The 15,476-nt window shown below is 68.2% G+C and carries 11 protein-coding genes and 5 pseudogenes; 9 read left to right on the plus strand and 7 right to left on the minus strand.

Features of this window, described 5'->3' with window-relative positions:
• Positions 1-555 (plus strand): annotated as a pseudogene (locus CPH63_RS00005) (hypothetical protein); the annotation flags it as partial.
• Here CPH63_RS00005 and CPH63_RS00010 read toward each other — a convergent pair.
• The 4 genes and pseudogenes from CPH63_RS00010 to CPH63_RS23560 form a co-directional block, all read right to left on the minus strand.
• The gene (locus CPH63_RS00010; RefSeq protein WP_096301002.1) at positions 479-1,507 is read right to left on the minus strand and encodes an NAD(P)-dependent oxidoreductase; all 1,029 of its coding nucleotides are present in this window, start codon (positions 1,505-1,507) and stop codon (positions 479-481) included. The pseudogene CPH63_RS00005 and the gene CPH63_RS00010 overlap by 77 nt on opposite strands.
• 48 nt (positions 1,508-1,555) lie before the next feature.
• Positions 1,556-2,230: pseudogene (locus CPH63_RS00015) on the minus strand (PIG-L deacetylase family protein).
• 12 nt (positions 2,231-2,242) lie between these two features.
• Positions 2,243-3,073, minus strand: a pseudogene (locus tag CPH63_RS23555) (sugar phosphate nucleotidyltransferase).
• Positions 3,070-4,347: pseudogene (locus CPH63_RS23560) on the minus strand (class I SAM-dependent methyltransferase). The pseudogenes CPH63_RS23555 and CPH63_RS23560 overlap by 4 nt, the downstream one beginning before the upstream one ends.
• A gap of 194 nt (positions 4,348-4,541) precedes the next feature.
• On the opposite strand from CPH63_RS23560, the pseudogene CPH63_RS23565 reads away from it, so the two are divergent.
• Both CPH63_RS23565 and CPH63_RS21985 read left to right on the plus strand, forming a co-directional pair.
• Positions 4,542-5,438: pseudogene (locus CPH63_RS23565) on the plus strand (glycosyltransferase family 4 protein); the annotation flags it as partial.
• 31 nt (positions 5,439-5,469) lie between these two features.
• Positions 5,470-5,616: a hypothetical protein gene (locus CPH63_RS21985; protein ID WP_157749166.1), complete on the plus strand. Its 147-nt coding sequence runs from the start codon at positions 5,470-5,472 to the stop codon at positions 5,614-5,616.
• Here the strand turns inward: CPH63_RS21985 and galE are convergent.
• Entirely contained in the window at positions 5,613-6,614 is a 1,002-nt protein-coding gene (gene galE / locus CPH63_RS00035; protein ID WP_096301003.1) for a UDP-glucose 4-epimerase GalE, read from the minus strand. The two genes, CPH63_RS21985 and galE, sit on opposite strands and share 4 nt — an antisense overlap.
• A gap of 108 nt (positions 6,615-6,722) precedes the next feature.
• Between galE and CPH63_RS00040 the strand changes: the two genes are divergently transcribed.
• Complete coding sequence (locus CPH63_RS00040) at positions 6,723-7,475, plus strand: hypothetical protein (protein ID WP_206745610.1); 753 nt, start codon at positions 6,723-6,725, stop codon at positions 7,473-7,475.
• Positions 7,476-7,546: 71 nt separating this feature from the next.
• Here CPH63_RS00040 and mfd read toward each other — a convergent pair whose 3' ends face one another.
• Positions 7,547-11,080, minus strand: a complete 3,534-nt coding sequence (gene mfd / locus CPH63_RS00045) for a transcription-repair coupling factor (protein ID WP_096301004.1) — start codon at positions 11,078-11,080, stop codon at positions 7,547-7,549.
• A gap of 124 nt (positions 11,081-11,204) precedes the next feature.
• Positions 11,205-11,858, minus strand: a complete 654-nt coding sequence (locus tag CPH63_RS23345) for a hypothetical protein (protein WP_096301005.1) — start codon at positions 11,856-11,858, stop codon at positions 11,205-11,207.
• A 208-nt stretch (positions 11,859-12,066) separates the two neighbouring features.
• Between CPH63_RS23345 and CPH63_RS00055 the strand changes: the two genes are divergently transcribed.
• Genes CPH63_RS00055 through CPH63_RS00075 form a run of 5 tightly spaced genes read left to right on the plus strand, consistent with a single transcriptional unit; the run spans position 12,067 to position 15,320 of the window.
• The gene (locus CPH63_RS00055; RefSeq protein ID WP_157749167.1) at positions 12,067-12,894 is read left to right on the plus strand and encodes a glycosyltransferase family 2 protein; all 828 of its coding nucleotides are present in this window, start codon (positions 12,067-12,069) and stop codon (positions 12,892-12,894) included.
• Positions 12,894-13,475, plus strand: a complete 582-nt coding sequence (locus tag CPH63_RS00060) for a DapH/DapD/GlmU-related protein (RefSeq protein WP_096304845.1) — start codon at positions 12,894-12,896, stop codon at positions 13,473-13,475. Before CPH63_RS00055 ends, CPH63_RS00060 begins: the two co-directional genes overlap by 1 nt.
• Positions 13,472-14,389: a glycosyltransferase family 2 protein gene (locus CPH63_RS00065; RefSeq protein ID WP_157749168.1), complete on the plus strand. Its 918-nt coding sequence runs from the start codon at positions 13,472-13,474 to the stop codon at positions 14,387-14,389. The genes CPH63_RS00060 and CPH63_RS00065 overlap by 4 nt, the downstream gene beginning before the upstream one ends.
• Positions 14,386-14,841, plus strand: a complete 456-nt coding sequence (locus tag CPH63_RS00070) for a hypothetical protein (RefSeq protein WP_096301008.1) — start codon at positions 14,386-14,388, stop codon at positions 14,839-14,841. The genes CPH63_RS00065 and CPH63_RS00070 overlap by 4 nt, the downstream gene beginning before the upstream one ends.
• A gap of 38 nt (positions 14,842-14,879) precedes the next feature.
• Positions 14,880-15,320 carry a VOC family protein gene (locus CPH63_RS00075; RefSeq protein WP_096301009.1) on the plus strand — a complete coding sequence of 147 codons (441 nt, stop codon included), beginning with the start codon at positions 14,880-14,882 and terminating at the stop codon, positions 15,318-15,320.
• Positions 15,321-15,476 lie beyond the last annotated feature (156 nt).

Consider the following 15,476-nt stretch of genomic DNA (forward strand, 5'->3'; position numbering starts at 1 on the left):
TCGGCCATCGTCACGCTCTTCGTCACCGGCTCCCAGGACGGGTCGCTCGAGTCGCGCGGCTACGGGCGCTTCTACGTCTACTACGCGGTCGGGGACCACATCTGGGTCGGCCAGGGGCTGGGCACCTACAACGTCCCCATCCAACCGGTGCTGGACAACCAATACCTCGACCAGTTGATGGAGACCGGCGTCATCGGCCTCACCGCCTTCGCCGGGCTTCTGGTGACGGCGCTGCTGGTCGCGACGCGGGTGGCCAGCCAGATCGACCGGTGGCGGGTGCCGAACGTCGACCCGGTGCTGGCCGAACTCGCCTCCGGCGTCGGCGGCGCGATGATGGTTGTAATCACGACCAATCTGGTGCTGGACACCTATGGATTCATTCAGATCTCGACGCTGATGTGGATTCTCTTCGCGGTGGTCGCCGCGATGCGCAACGTCGCTGACATCCGGCCACCCTTCCCGGATCTGGAGCTGCTGACTACCGGCGGATCCAGCGCATCTGGTCATCCAGCTTCTGATCGGACTGCAGCTTCGCCAGCCACGGCAAGCGCTTGAAGCTCGCCCGGTACACCGCTTCGGTGAGCTGGTAGCGGGTGTACGCGTCGTAGAGCTCCTGCGCTCCGGCCGCCACCGTCCACTGGGCCTCGAACTGCGGAACCAGCTTGTTTATCCGGGAGAAATCGACCCGATAGGAGCGCGGGTCGTTACCGGCCTCGCCGGTGATACGGACCGAGGAGCCCGCCACGGTGGCGGCGACGATTTCGGCGATGTCGCTGACCCGAAGATTCGCCGCGTCGCTGCCGACGTTGAAGGCGGTGTCGTGGACGGCCGCGCGGGGTGCGGTGAGACAGGCGAGGAAGGCCGAGGCGATATCGCGGGCGTGTACGAGCGGACGCCACGGGGTGCCGTCGGAGAGCACCAGCACGGTGCCGGTCAGGTAGGCCGACGCGACCAGGTCGTTGAGCACGATGTCTCCGCGCAGCCGCGGCGAGAAGCCGAAGGCGGTCGCGTTGCGCAGGTAGACCGGTTCGAAGGAGTCATCGGCCAGCTCATGCAGATCGTCCTCGACGCGGACCTTGCTCACCGCGTAGGGGGTGACCGGCGACAACGGTGCCTCCTCGCCGACCAGCGCATCCCCACCGGAGGTTCCGTAGACGCTGCAGGTGGAGGCGTAGAGGAATCGGCGGACGCCGGCATCCCGGGCGGCCCGGGCCAGCCGCACGCTGGCGTGGTGGTTGATGTCGTAGGTGAGCTCGGGCGCCAGGTTGCCCAGCGGATCGTTGGAGAGTGCCCCCAGGTGCACCACCGCCTCGAAGTCCAGCAGCTGCTCACTCGTCACGTCTCGCAGGTCGCCGTGCAGCGTCGGCGGATCGGTCGGGTGCGGTCCCAGCACGCAGGGCTCGAAGAGGCCGCTGTCGAAGCCGACCACATCGTGACCGGCGCCCGTCAGCACCTGCGTCATGATGGTGCCGAGATACCCCTCGCTACCGGTGACCAGAACCCGCACGTCTCATCCTCTCAGCTGCTCGTCACAGCCTGTAGTTACCGCCTGTGGTTACAGCAGAATCTTGCCGGCCGTGAAGGCCTCGGCGTAGCGCTGGTTGCACTCCACCCGCGGATGCGCATCAGGGCCAGGAACGTCTCGTCGTCGAACCAGGTGTGACCCCCGCTGCGAGCCGAAATGCTCATGCAGCAGCTGCGACTTCCGCCGGGCCGCCTCCTCGCTCACTGCCACGTAGACGTTCGGCCGGCCGAGATCGCCGTCATACTTCAGGATCTCGTAGCTGAGTATCAGCTGATCGCGGAAGACGGTCGGGGCGATCTCGCCGAGCAACCGATGGTCCTGATGCGCGTCCTGCGCCGACGGGGCCAGCACCACGGCGGCCGATCCGGGCGAGCCACCGGCGGCGTCGGCCCGGTCCCGGGTTGCGTGCACCGCCTCTTTGACGGCCAGCCAGTGCTCGGGCAGGCGGCCGTCGGGGAGTTCGAGGACCTGCAGGTCAACGGCGGCGCCGGCGGCGAAGGCCGGCAGCGCCGTGAAGGCCTCAGCCGCCCGGGGCGGGGTCGAGGCGAGCACGGTGGCGACCACGGTGAGACCGGGAACCTGCTGGGAAAGCTTTGCGATCGTCGCCCCGGCCCCGATCTCGACGTCGTCGCAGTGCGCCCCCAGCGCGACCAGCACCGGGCGTGGTTGAGCCCGCAGCGCAGCCACGAGCGAAAGTTCCAGCATGAACCGGTCGACCTAGCGGGCGTCGAGATCGTGGGAGGCGCGGGCCAGGATGTCGGAGGAGGCTTCGTCGTCGAGCCAGACCATCCAGGGCCGGTACCCGTTCTCATACGCCTCCTCCAGGCGGCGCGCTCCTTCACGGTGTCGGCCGGGTGCCAGAATCCGCGGTAGGGGTAGGCGAGCAATCGCCCGTCTTTTGCCGCTGATCCGCAGCCGTCCTGTACCAGGTCCGCCCCCTCGAAGAGGTAGTCGAAGATGCCGGTGCGCAGCACGAAGTAGCCGCCGTTCTCCCAGAGGTCGAGAGTGGAGACCGAACGGACATCGGTGACGTGCGAGCTCTCATCGATCTGCAGGCAGTGGAAGGCCGACTGCGGCGGGACGGCGATCATGCTCGCCACCGCGTCACTGCGCTCCAGGTTGGCCCACCATCTCATTCAGCGGGGCATCGGTGAGGACGTCGGCGTAGTTGGCCATGAAGACCTCGTCGTCGCCGAGCAGGTGACGCACGCGGCGCAGCCGCTCGCCGATCGGGGACTTCAGTCCGGTGTCGACGAAGCTGATCGTCCAGTCGCTGATGTCGGTGGAGAGTAGCTCGACGCTTCGTCCCCCGTCGGTCATCACGAAGTCGTTGGAGTAAGTCTCCTGATAATTGAGGAAGTACTCCTTGATGTGGTGCGCGCCGTAACCGAGGCAGAGGATGAACTCGGTGTGCCCGAAGTGGGCGTAGTAGCGCATCACATGCCAGATCAGGGGGCGCGATCCGACCATCACCATCGGCTTGGGGGCACTGCTGGTGCCGTCGCGCATGCGCATGCCATAGCCACCGCAGAAAAGCACAACCTTCATTGCTTGAGGTCCCCTCTACACGATCTCAAGTTGCGGTATGGGAGCACCAATCGGGCGCCCCACTCCTTGACGTAGTCCAGCTGCTCAACCAGCTCAGTACGCAGATTCCACGGAAGGATAAGGACATAATCCGGCTTCGTGATCGCCAGCTGCTCCGGGGCGTGCACCGGAATGTGCGTCCCCGGCAGGAAGCGCCCGTGTTTGTAAGGGTTTCGGTCCACCGTGTACTGCAGCAGATCGCCCCGGATGCCGCAGTGATTCAGCAGCGTGTTGCCCTTACCCGGAGCTCCGTAGCCGGCGACGTCTTCCCTCGCGCGAGGCTTCGATCAGGAATCCCAGCAGATCACGCTTGATCTGCAGCACCGCGTGGGCGAACCCGGCGTGCCCGGCGACCGTGTCCAGGCCGGCCGCCCGCTCCTCGGCGAGCACGCGCCGCACCGCCTCCGACGCCGGCCCGGCCACCTCGACCGGTCGGGCGAAGGCCCGATGGAGCCACCGTGGGTGGCGAGTTTCCTCGACGTCGACCACCTCCAGACCACCGGATCGCAGCGCCCGGATGAGGGTCAGCAGCGTGTAGTACTGGAAGTGCTCGTGGTAGATGGTGTCGTACTGGCGCCGCTCGATGAGCCGGAGCAGGTGCTGCACCTCGATGGTGACCCAGCCGTCGTCGGCGACCAGGGCCGCAGGCCCTTGGTGAATCCGATCAGGTCCGGAATGTGGGCGTAGACGTTGTTGGCCGCCACCAGGTTCGCCCGGCCGAACTCCTCAGCCGCCTCGAAGCCGGTCTTCTCACCGAGGAAGCAACCTGGGTGCGGATCCCTTCTCGACGGCGACCTCGGCGATGTTGGCCGCCGGCTCGATGCCGAGCACCGGGATGTCACGGGCCACGAAGTGCTGCAGCAGGTAGCCGTCGTTACTGGCGACCTCGACGACGAGGCTGTCGCGGCCAAGCCCCAGGCGTTCGATCATCGCGTCGGCGTAGCGCTTGGCGTGGGCGACCCAGCTGTCGAGAAGGAGGAGAAGTACGCGTACTCGGAGAAGATCTCGTCCGGGTCGATGTAGTCGGGCAGCTGAACCAGCAGGCAGGAGGGGCAGAGTCGCACATGCAGCGGATAGGTGCGCTCCATCGCGTCGAGCTCGTCGGCGACCAGGAAATTCTCACACGGCGGGGACATTCCGAGGTCGACAAAGGTCTCGCTCAACGGGGTCTGACAGAGCCGGCACAGCGGGAGATTCTCCACGGTCACGCGCTCGCTGCCCTCTCTGTCGTCCATCTCAATCGCCGTTGAGGCAATTGCTACTCACCAGTATGAGCGGAATCCTACGTGGATCCGGACAAAGCGTCCTGTTGACCGGGGTGCGCTAACTTCGACCCGTGAGCAACCCGCACTCCGCCTCGGCCCGAGTGGTCAACTTCGTGATGATGAACCCCAACAAGCGCGGCCCGGTCGAGCTGCAGCTGGCCGAGATGGCCCGGCTCTGGAGCGCGGGCGGCGGGGAGTTCGTCTGCTACTTCATCGCCGCCCCGCCGCCCTGGTACGCAGCCCTGCTCGCCGAGGCCGGGGCCGAGGTCGGCGTCCTGGAGGGGGTCGTGGACCAGGGCAGCTGGAACCGCGCGGTGGCCGCCGCGGCCGCGGTCGAGAAGCCCGCATTGGCCCACTTCCACTTCGGCCGGCATGACACTGCCGCGCAGTTGGTGCAGTCAGGGGCGGTGGTGATCCGCACCGAACACTCGGAGCGCAAGCGCGAGCGGGGCGAACCCCTGCGCCGGCTGGCGCGCCACCGTCGCCAGCGCCACCTGCACTCCTTCATTGCCGTCTCCGACTACCTGGCCGCCCAGACCCGCCGCGACTATCTGGTCTCGGCCGCACGGGTCAAGCGCATCCACAACGGAGCCGACCTGGAGCACTTCAGGCCCCGCCCGGAGGCCGAGCGGCGTGAGCTGCGGCAGCGACTGCTGGGCATCAGCGACGACCGGGTGGTAATCACCCAGGCCGCCTTCCTCGACGCGCGCAAGCGCCAGGACCTGCTCATTCGAGCCATGCCGGAACTGCTGGCGACGGGCCGACCGGCCCACCTGGTACTGGCCGGCGGCGGAACTCAGGAGGCGGCGCTGCGCAGCCTGATCAGCGAGCTCGGGGTGCAGGATCGGGTGAGCCTGCTCAGCGGCGACAACGACATCGCTGCACTCTATGCCGCCTCCGACGTCGGGGCGCTGCTCACCGATCGGGAGGGGCTGGGGGGCAGCGCCATCGAGGCGATGGCCTGCGGGCTGCCGCTGGTCGCCTCCGATCGGGGTGGGTTGCGCGAGGTGCCCGAGGTCGGGGTGAGCGGAGTGCTGGTGGATCACGACGTACCGGCGCAGACCATCGGCGCGCTGGGCTGGTTGATCGACGATGCCGAGCTACGGCACCGGATGGGGTCCGGCCGCGCTGATCCGGGCCCGAGCCCATTTCGACCAGCGACGGGCCGCCGCGCAGACCGTGCAGCGCTATCACGAGGTTCTCACCGACGGCCACTCGCACAGCGTCCACCGCGACTAGCCGGCTTCGGCTTCGGCTTCGGCTTCGGCTTCGGCAAGGTAGTGCTGCCAGGCGGCCCAGGCGCTGGAGACCATGTCGTCCAGGTCGTGACTGGCCTGCCAGTCGAGGTCACGCCTGATGGCGGCCACCGAGCCGACGATGCGGGCCGGATCGCCGGGTCGGCGCGGCTGCACGGTCGGGGTGAAGTCGATGCCGGTGACCCGGGCGATGGTGTCCATCACCTCGCGCACCGAGGAGCCCTCCCCCCGTCCCACGTTATAGGCCGGGGCACAGACGCCCCCGCTCTCGAGATTGCGGGCCGCGGTGACGTGCGCCTGGGCCAGGTCGACCACGTGGATGTAGTCCCGCACGCAGGTGCCGTCCGGGGTGGCGTAGTCGCCGCCGTTGATCCGTGGGGTTTCGCCGGCGGCCAGGGCCCGGAAGACCATCGGAAAGAGGTTGTACGGGCTGTGGTCGGCCCGGAACTCCGGCCCCGAACCGACGACGTTGAAGTAGCGCAGCGAGGTGTGGCGCAGTTGCGGGTCGACGACGGCGCAGTCGCGCAGCAGCCACTCGCTGATCACCTTCGACTCACCGTAGGGACTCTGCGGCCGCGGCGGCTCCTGCTCGTCGACGATCTCCAGATCCGGCGTGCCGTAATAGGAGGCGCTGGAGGAGAGGACGAAGCTGCGGATCTGCCGGGCCAGCACCGCCTCCAGCAGCACCTGCATGCCGGTGACGTTCTGCCGGTAGAAGTGCAGCGGCTGCCCCACGGACTGGCCGGCGTACTTGACCCCGGCCAGGTGCACGACACCGGTGACGCCGTACTCGTCGAGCACGTGGGCCACCGCGTCGGCGTCGGTGATCGACCCTTCGACGAAGGGGACGTCGTCGGGGACGTAGTGGCGAAAACCTGAGGAGAGGTCGTCGAGCACGACCGTCGGGGTATCGGCCTGGGCGAAGGCGATGAGCACGTGCGATCCGATGTAGCCGGCGCCGCCGGTCACGAGCCAAGTCATGCAGGTAGGTTAGCGGCCCATTCCTGAGGTTTCCTGATCCACACCCCGCATCGCGTCACCCCGGCGTGGATGCGTTGTCGAACGCAGCGGATGGTGCACGCTCGACCCATGCCGTCTCCCAACTCTCAGGCCTCGACCGATCCCCCGAAGAAGCCCGATCTGCCGGCCCATCGTGGCCACGGGCACCGGCAGCAGGGTCGCGGGGAGAACCGCCTGCCCCCGGCCCTGGCCGTCGTGGTGGCGATCGGCCTCTACGCGCTCTTGCCGCAGTCGCTGCTGCTCGGCCCGCGGCTGCTGCTTCCGGCCCTGGAGGTAGTGCTGCTGCTGGCCCTGGTGATCACGCACCCGCACCGCCTGGACGAGGAGTCCCGCCTCTCCCGCATCATCTCGCTGGCGCTCACGGCGATCATCATCCTCACCAACCTCACCGCGCTCGGGCTGCTGGTCGATCACCTCACCCAACACAATGCGAAGGGTGGGTCACTTCTGGTGGCCGGCCTGCAGGTCTGGGCGACGAACGTGATCGCCTTCGGCCTCCTCTTCTGGAACATCGACCGGGGCGGCCCGGTGGCGCGCAGCAAGCTACCCCGCGACAAGCTGCCGCTGGCCGATTTCCGGTTCAGCCACGACGAGGACCATGACGCGGTCGTCGAGGTGGCGGCCGGCTCCAGTCGCTCCGCCGACTGGGCCCCCACCTTCGTGGACTACCTCTACGTGTCGACCACGAACTCCAGCGCGTTCAGCCCGACCGACACGATGCCACTCTCCAGTCGGGCCAAGATGCTGATGGCGCTGGAGGCCACGTCGGCACTACTCGTATCACTGCTCGTCATCGCACGGGCCGTGGGTTCGTTCACCTGACGAGCGAGACGGTCCAGACGATCTGCTACTCACGACCGACTACGTCGGCTACTCACGACCGACTACGTCGGCTACTCACGACCGACTACGTCGGCTAAGACCTTCGCGCACCAGGTCAGCAGCGGCACATCGCGCAGCGGCTCGCCACCGAACTTCGCTTCGGTGAACTTGCCGTCCTTCCCGACTATCCCCTTCGGCCGCGGCACGCTGACCGTGGCCACCGCCTGCTTGTAGAGCGACTTGTCGAAGAGGCGCTTGAGCCGGATCTGGGCCGACTCGGCCAGTTCGAGCGGGCCGAAGCGAATCGTGTTCCCCTGCATCGAGACCTCGGTGAGGCCATAGCTGCGAGCCAGCACCTTGAAGCGGGCCACCGCCAGCAGGTTGGAGACCGGTTCCGGGATCGGCCCGAAGCGGTCGATGAGTTCCAGCCGGACGGCCTCCACCGCCTCGTCGGATGAGGCCGAGGCCAGCGCCCGGTAGGCCTCCAGCCGTAGCCGCTCGCCGGGCAGGTAGTCGTAGGGCAGGTTGGCGTCCACCGGCAGATCCACCTTGACGTCGACGAACTCCTGCTCGGTCTCGCCGCGGAACTCGGCCACCGCCTCGCCGACCAGGCGAACGTAGAGGTCGAAGCCCACTCCGGCGATGTGCCCGGACTGCTCACCGCCGAGCAGGTTTCCGGCGCCCCGGATCTCCAGATCCTTCATAGCCACGGCCATGCCGGCCCCGAGCTCGGTGTGCTGGGCAATCGTGGCCAGGCGATCGAGTGCCAGCTCGGTGAGCGGCTTCTCCGGCGGGTAGAGGAAGTAGGCGTAGCCACGTTCCCGGGAACGCCCGACCCGGCCGCGCAGCTGGTGCAGTTGCGAGAGGCCGAACATGTCGGCCCGTTCCACGATCAGCGTGTTCGCGTTGGGGATGTCCAGCCCCGACTCGACGATGGTGGTGGAGACGAGAACGTCGAAGCGATTCTCCCAGAAACCCAGCATGATCTGCTCGAGCGCGTCCTCCCCCATCTGCCCGTGAGCCACCGCGATCCGCGCCTCGGGCACCAGCTCGGCCAGCTTCGCCGCCGCCCGGTTGATCGACTCCACCCGGTTGTGGATGTAGAAGACCTGCCCGTCGCGGAGCAGCTCGCGGCGCACCGCGGCCGCGATCTGCCGGCTGTCATGCGCCCCGACGAAGGTGAGGATCGGGTGCCGCTCCTCCGGCGGGGTGAGGATCGTCGTCATCTCCCGGATTCCGGTGAGCGACATCTCCAGGGTGCGCGGGATCGGAGTGGCCGACATCGTCAGCACATCCACCGAGGTCCGCAGCGACGTCAGGTACTCCTTGTGCTCGACGCCGAAGCGCTGCTCCTCATCGACGATGACCAGACCGAGGTCCTTGAAGCGGACGGTCTGCTGCAGGATGCGGTGCGTACCGATGACGATGTCGACGCTGCCGTCGTGCAATCCGGCCAGCACCTTGTCGGCATCCGACGACGCCGTGAAGCGGGACAACTCCCGCAGCTGCACCGGAAACTGCGACATCCGCTCGGAGAACGTGGTGTGGTGCTGGTGGGCCAGCAGCGTGGTCGGCACCAGCACCGCCACCTGCTTGCCGTCCTGGACCGCCTTGAAGGCGGCCCGTACGGCGACCTCCGTCTTGCCGTAGCCGACGTCGCCACAGATCACCCGATCCATCGGCAGCGACTTCTGCATGTCGGCCTTAACCTCGTCGATGGCGGCCAGCTGATCGGGGGTCTCGACGTAGGCGAAGGCATCCTCGAGCTCTCGCTGCCACGGGGTATCCGGGCCGAAGGCATAACCCTTCGTTGCCATTCGAGCGGAGTAGAGCCGGATCAACTCGGCCGCGATCTCCTTGACCGCCTTGCGAGCCCGGCCCTTCGTCTTGGCCCAGTCCGCTCCACCGAGGCGGTTCACCGACGGGGCCTCGCCACCGACGTACTTGGTGACCTGATCGAGGGAGTCGGTCGGGACGAAGAGCCGGTCGGCCGGCTGCCCCTTCTTCGAAGCCGCGTACTCGATGATCAGGTACTCACGCTCGCCACCGTTGATGGTGCGCCGCACCATCTCCACGTACCGCCCGACACCGTGCTGCTCGTGCACCACGAAATCACCGGCGGCCAGGTGGATCGGGTCGATCGCGTTGCGCCGCCGGGTCGGCATCCGGCTGGAGTCCTTGGTCAGCGAACCACGCTGGCCGGTGAGGTCGGTCTCGGTGAGGACCACGATCTTCATCGACGGCGAGTAGAGACCGCCGAGCAGCGAACCCGTGGTCACCAGCGCCATCCCGGCCTCGGGCACCGGCACCGCCTCCAGACGGGCCGGCACCTCGGCGTCGCTGAGCCGTTCGACGGTCCGCTTCGCGGTGCCGTGGCCGTCGAGCACGAGCGCCACCTGCCAGCCGTCGCGGGTCCAGTTGCGCAGGTCGACGACCGCCGCCTCCAGATCGCCCCGGTAGGTCGGAGCCGGCTCGAAGGTCGAGGTGATCGTCTGGGCCGAGTCGCTGCCGAAGGGGGTGATCCCCCACCACGGCAGCCCCATCCCGATCGCCTCGTCACGCACCTCGTCGAAGGAGCGCAGCGAGGCCGCCCCCAGATCCACCGGCGCTCTGCCACCACCGGCCGCGGCGGCCCAGGAGGCGGCCAGGAACTCCTGGGAGGTGCTCACCAGGTCGGCCGAGCGGGACCGCACGCGCTCCGGGTCACAGACGATGACGTGCGTTCCGACCGGCAGCTCGTGCAGCACCAGGGTGAGTTCATCGACCAGCGCCGGCGCGAGTGCCTCCATCCCCTCCACCGCAGTGCCCAGGCTGATCGGCTCGAGCAGTTCGCCTAGCTCGGGGTGCTCGGCCAGCAGCGCCGCGGCCCGTTCCCGCACCGAGTCGGTGAGCAGCATCTCCCGACACGGCGGAGCCCAGACGCCGTGCTCGGCGATCTCCAGCGACCGCTGGTCGGCCACCTTGAAGTAGCGCACCTCCTCGATGTCGTCGCCCCAGAACTCGACCCGCAGCGGGTGCTGCTCGGTGGGTGGGAAGACGTCGAGGATGCCGCCGCGGACGGCGAACTGGCCGCGGTTCTCGACCAGATCGGCCCGTGAATACCCGGCGTTCACCAGGTCGGCGACGATGGTGGCCAGGTCGCGATCGGTGTCGCCGGCGCGGAGCGAGACCGGCGTCAGGTGGCCGAGTCCGGGCACCTGCGGCTGCAACACCGACCGCACCGGGGCCACCACCACCGAGAGTGGCCCGGAGGCCGGGTCATCGGTCGAGGGGTGGGCCAGGCGGCGCAGCACGGCCAGCCGCTGCCCGACCGTATCGGCCCGCGGCGAGAGCCGCTCGTGCGGCAGCGTCTCCCAGCCGGGGTAGAGCGCGACCGTGTCCGGATCGAGCAGGCTGCCGAGCGCGGTGACCAGATCCTCGGCCTCGCGGGCGGTGCTGGTCACCGCGAGGACCGTCCGGGAGGTGCGGGCGGCGAAGCCCGCGATGGCGAAGGCCTGGATCGACGGTGGGCCGGTGAGGGTGAGAGTGGGCTGATCGACACTCTCGATCAGGGTGGTCAGGGAGGGTTCGGCGACTGCGAGTTCTCGCAATCCAGACAGGCTCATTCGGGTCCTCAGCTGGTTCAGGCACAGCAGAAATATCCCCATTCCAGCTTCGGAGGGGGATTCTCCAAGCGTACCCGCGGCCACTGACAAGGCAGCCCGCGTCGCGAGAAGGCCAGACGGCCAGCTACAGCTGAGCGGCGGCGGCCTTGGTGACGGCGATGAGGTCGTTCTTCACCTGCGCGGCTCGCTCTGCGGTGGCCGGCGACCCCAGCGTGGCTTGGATCGAGAGCGCCTTGTTCCCCTTGCGGGCATGCAGGACGTAGGTCGTCGGCAGCAGGTACGCGTCATCTCCGACGCCCGACACCGGCACCGCCCCGGTGGCCGCCGCCTTGGCCCGCGCGAAGGCAGCCGGCGTCGTCGTGGCCAGCGACATCGTCACGCTGCCGCCGGCCTTCGCGTTGGAGGACGTGAGGGTGAAGATGCAGAGCGGGCTTCCGATGCCGCTGGTGGTCGCGACGGACTTGGTCACCACGGCCCCGAAGGCGGTCTTGACGTCGGAGGTTGAGGCGATACGGCAGTTCGGCCCGGAGGCGGCGGTCTGCCCTTCGGCCCCCGGAAGCAGCGAGGAGGGGGCGGTGGAGGGGGTTGCCGAGGCAGTGGGGGCGGCAGTCGGCGCGGACGTGGCGGCTGTGCCCGGGGGGCGGGTGGCTGCGGTGCCGGAGGTTGCGCCCGCGGCGGTCGGGGCGGAGCCGGTGGCGGGTGTGGAGGCACTTGCCGACTTACCGGAGTCGTGACCGCAGGCGCTGAGGGAGAACGTCAGGGCAGCAGCACCCAGCAACGCGGCTCCAATTCGAAACTTGGTAGACCGTGACTGCTCTGTTCCCATTTGCGGCATTCCCCTGCTACCTCGGAGCAACTCATCTAGCCTTGAACCCTATGGGTTCGCACCTGCGCGGACCACTCAGACTTAGCCTTCCCACATGAGCCACCAAGATTGAGCGAGTGTCCGGTGGCTCCACACGACAGCGATGAGGGAGACTTACGCGGTGACCAGCGTGATAGTGCCTGCTCACGACGAAGCGAAGGTGATCCTGCGGCTGCTGGATGGCGCACTGGCCGACGCCGCACCCGACGAGTTCGACGTGGTCGTGGTCTGCAACGGCTGCACCGACGACACCGCGGCCCTGGCTCGCAGCCGACCGGGCGTTCGGGTTGTCGAGATCGACGCCGCCTCCAAGGTCGCCGCCCTGAATGTCGGCGATCGTCACGCGCGGGACTTTCCGCGGATCTATCTCGACGCGGACATCGAACTCAGCACGCAGTCGCTGCGCCTGGTTCGGGACGCCCTGGCCGAAGCCCCCGCGGCCGCCCCGATGCCGGTCGTCGATACCCGCGGCGGCAGCCCGCTGGTTCGCGGGTACTTCGCCATCTGGTCGCGACTGGGCTACACCACCAGTCACGTCCTTGGATCCGGCGTCTATGGCCTCTCCGAGAGCGGGCGCGAGCGTTTCGGGGAGTTCCCCGACCTCATCTCCGACGATGGTTTCGTCTACTGCCAGTTCGCCCCGTCCGAGCGTCACAACCCCCCGGGTGCGAGTTTCACCATCAGAGCACCGCGCACCGTCGCGACGCTGGTTAAGCGGCGCGTCCGCATCATCGCCGGCAACATCGAACTGGAACGCAAAACCGGTCTGCAGCCGCAGCACGACGGCCCCGGCTGGCTATCGGTGGTGTGGCACAACCCGCGCCTGGCATTCGCCGCCCCCTTCTTCGTCGGCGTGAACACCTACGCCTCCCTCGCCGCCCGGCGACGGGCCAGAGCAGGCACCGCCGGCCCATGGAGCCGGGACTTGAGCACGCGGGGGTCAAGCTGATGGCGAGAAGTTCAACCGGTCGGCTCAGCCGTGTCGTTCAGGCCGTGATGAGCCTGCTCGCACCCAGCTCGTGGCTGCGCTACGGAAAGATCGCCAACTTCTTCGGCTACGACGGGGCGGACATCCAGCGGGCCAGCGTCGGCCGGGGCGTGGCGATGTCGCCGACCGTCTCGATCCGCAACGGCGAGCGGGTGCAGATCGGCGACGGCTGCCACCTCGGTCAGTGGACCTCGATCTGGGCCGGCGACACCCACGGTCGCATCGTCATCGGTGACCACGCACTGCTCGCCCCACATGTGTTCATCACCGCGTCGGACTACGACTTCGACGCCGGCGACGGCCCGGTGATGGATCTGCCGAAGCGCGAGGCCGACATCTACATCGGTGCCAACACCTGGCTCGGAGCCAACGTCGTTGTGGTGGCCGGGGTGAGCATCGGCGACGGCGCGATCGTCGCCGCCGGATCGGTGGTCACCCGCGACGTGCCGGCGGGCAGTGTGGTGGCCGGAGTGCCGGCTCGGGTTATCCGTCAACGCGGCGCGGCACCGGGAGTCTCCGATCATCGGCCGGAGGCCCAGTGAGCGACGCTGAAGTCTCCATCGTCATTGTTCTGTACAACTGCCAGGAGTGGATCCGCCGCTGCCTCGACTCGATTCCGGCCGCGCTTGCCGATCGGACCGCGGAGATCGTCGTCGTCGACAACGCCTCGGCCGACTCCAGCGCCGACATCGTGGCCGCCGAGTACCCAGAGGTGATGCTGCTTCGCAACACCAGCAATCTCGGCTTCGCGGGCGCGGTAAATCAAGGAGTGGCCGCCTCCAGCGCGCCCTGGGTGCTGCTGCTGAACCCGGACACCGAAGCCCAGCCGGAGGCCTTCGCCCGCCTGCTGACCTTCGCCGAGTCGATGCCGGGGCGCGGCATCTACGGAGGCCGCACGCTGCGCTCGGACCTGTCGGTCGAGCCGTCGAGTTGCTGGGCGCTGCCGACGATCTGGAGCAGCGCCACCTTCGCCCTCGGCCTGTCGACGGTCTTTGCGCGCAGCCGGCTATTCGATCCGGAGTCGATGGGGAGTTGGCAGCGAGACTCCGTCCGCGAGGTCGGCATGGTCACCGGTTGTCTGCTGCTGACCCCCCGCACCGTGTGGGACGAGCTGCACGGGTTGGACGAGCGGTACTTCGTCTACGGCGAGGACGCCGACTTCGCCGCCCGGGCCCGTGACCGTGGTTATCGGCCGACGATCACTCCGGACGCCGCGGTGATCCACGAGATCGGCATCTCTTCGGCCGACGGTGGCTCGAAGACCACCCTGCTGCTGGCCGGCAAGATCACCTACGCCCGCACCCACCTGCCGGGGCCGTTCGCCGTGTACCTGCTCCGAGTCGGTGTTGCGCTGCGAGCCCTGGGGGCACGGATCACCGGTCGTGGCACGAAGTGGCGCGTCGCGTGGAGCCGGCGGGAGTCCTGGTGGGACGGCTTTCCGGAGCAGCGCCGATGAGCCGCCTGGACGAGGTGGCCGAGCGCGACGGCTGGCGGTGCTGGCTCTGTGACGAGCCCGTCGATCCGGATATGTCGGTGAACGACGACCGGGGGCCAAGCGTCGACGGGCTGACCAGCGCCAAGGCCGCCAAAGGGAAGACCGGCACGACCGAGCGGTTGGCCCACCGCGGGTGCAACACCCGCAAGGGGGCGATCAAACCAGTGGTGCCATGGCCGGCGCGGCTCTTCGTGGCCGACCCGGCTCCGCTCATCGGTGTCGCGGAACGATTGGGGCGCAAGGGCGGCCGCGAGGTTGTGGCCCGGTGCCCGAGCCGCGCCGACGCCGACCAGACCGCAGAGTGGCTCATCGATCGGTTCAGCCGGCTGGCGCCGGAGCTGGCGGTGACCGCCAGTGTCGAACCGGGCGGCGGCCAGTTCATGGTCGCGCTCACCGCTGGTTCACGTCGCTAGCCGACAAGCTGACCGACGGCCGGTGCAGGATAGAAGCCGTGACAGACATCAAGACTTTCGATCATGTCGGGATCACGGTGGCCGACCTCGATTCGGCGACGGCGTTCTTCGTCCGGCTGGGGCTGCAGGTCGAGGGGCGCGCCTTCCTGGAGGGTGACTTCCTGGACACGGTGAGCGGGATACCGGACGCGCGGACCGAGATCGTCATGCTGCGTCCCCCCAGCGGAGGCACCGGGCTGGAACTGGCCAGGTTCATCCGGCCCGACCACGTGGTCGGCTCACCCGCCGCCATGGCGAATGAGCTGGGCCTTCGCAACATATGTTTCGAGATCAGCGACCTGCGGGCGACCGTCGCCGGCTTGGCCGCGGACGGATACGGGCTGGTCGGCGGCATCGGAGAACACGAGGGCAGCTGGCTGATGGCCTACGTCCGCGGACCCGAGGGGATCGTCGTCTCACTGGCCGAGCGGATCGGCTGACCGCCGACGCGCAGACGGCCAACGCGGCGGGTAATCGCGGCGGGTAATCCGGTTGCCCAGCGCGTCGGGGGTGTGACATCGTTGCCATCGCCGCGATTTAGTCGTGATTCAACGTCGGGAGGTGACACCCATGTACGCAGTATCCGTAGTGGGCGC

Source organism: Jatrophihabitans sp. GAS493 (assembly GCF_900230215.1).
Classification (GTDB): Bacteria; Actinomycetota; Actinomycetes; order Mycobacteriales; family Jatrophihabitantaceae; genus MT45.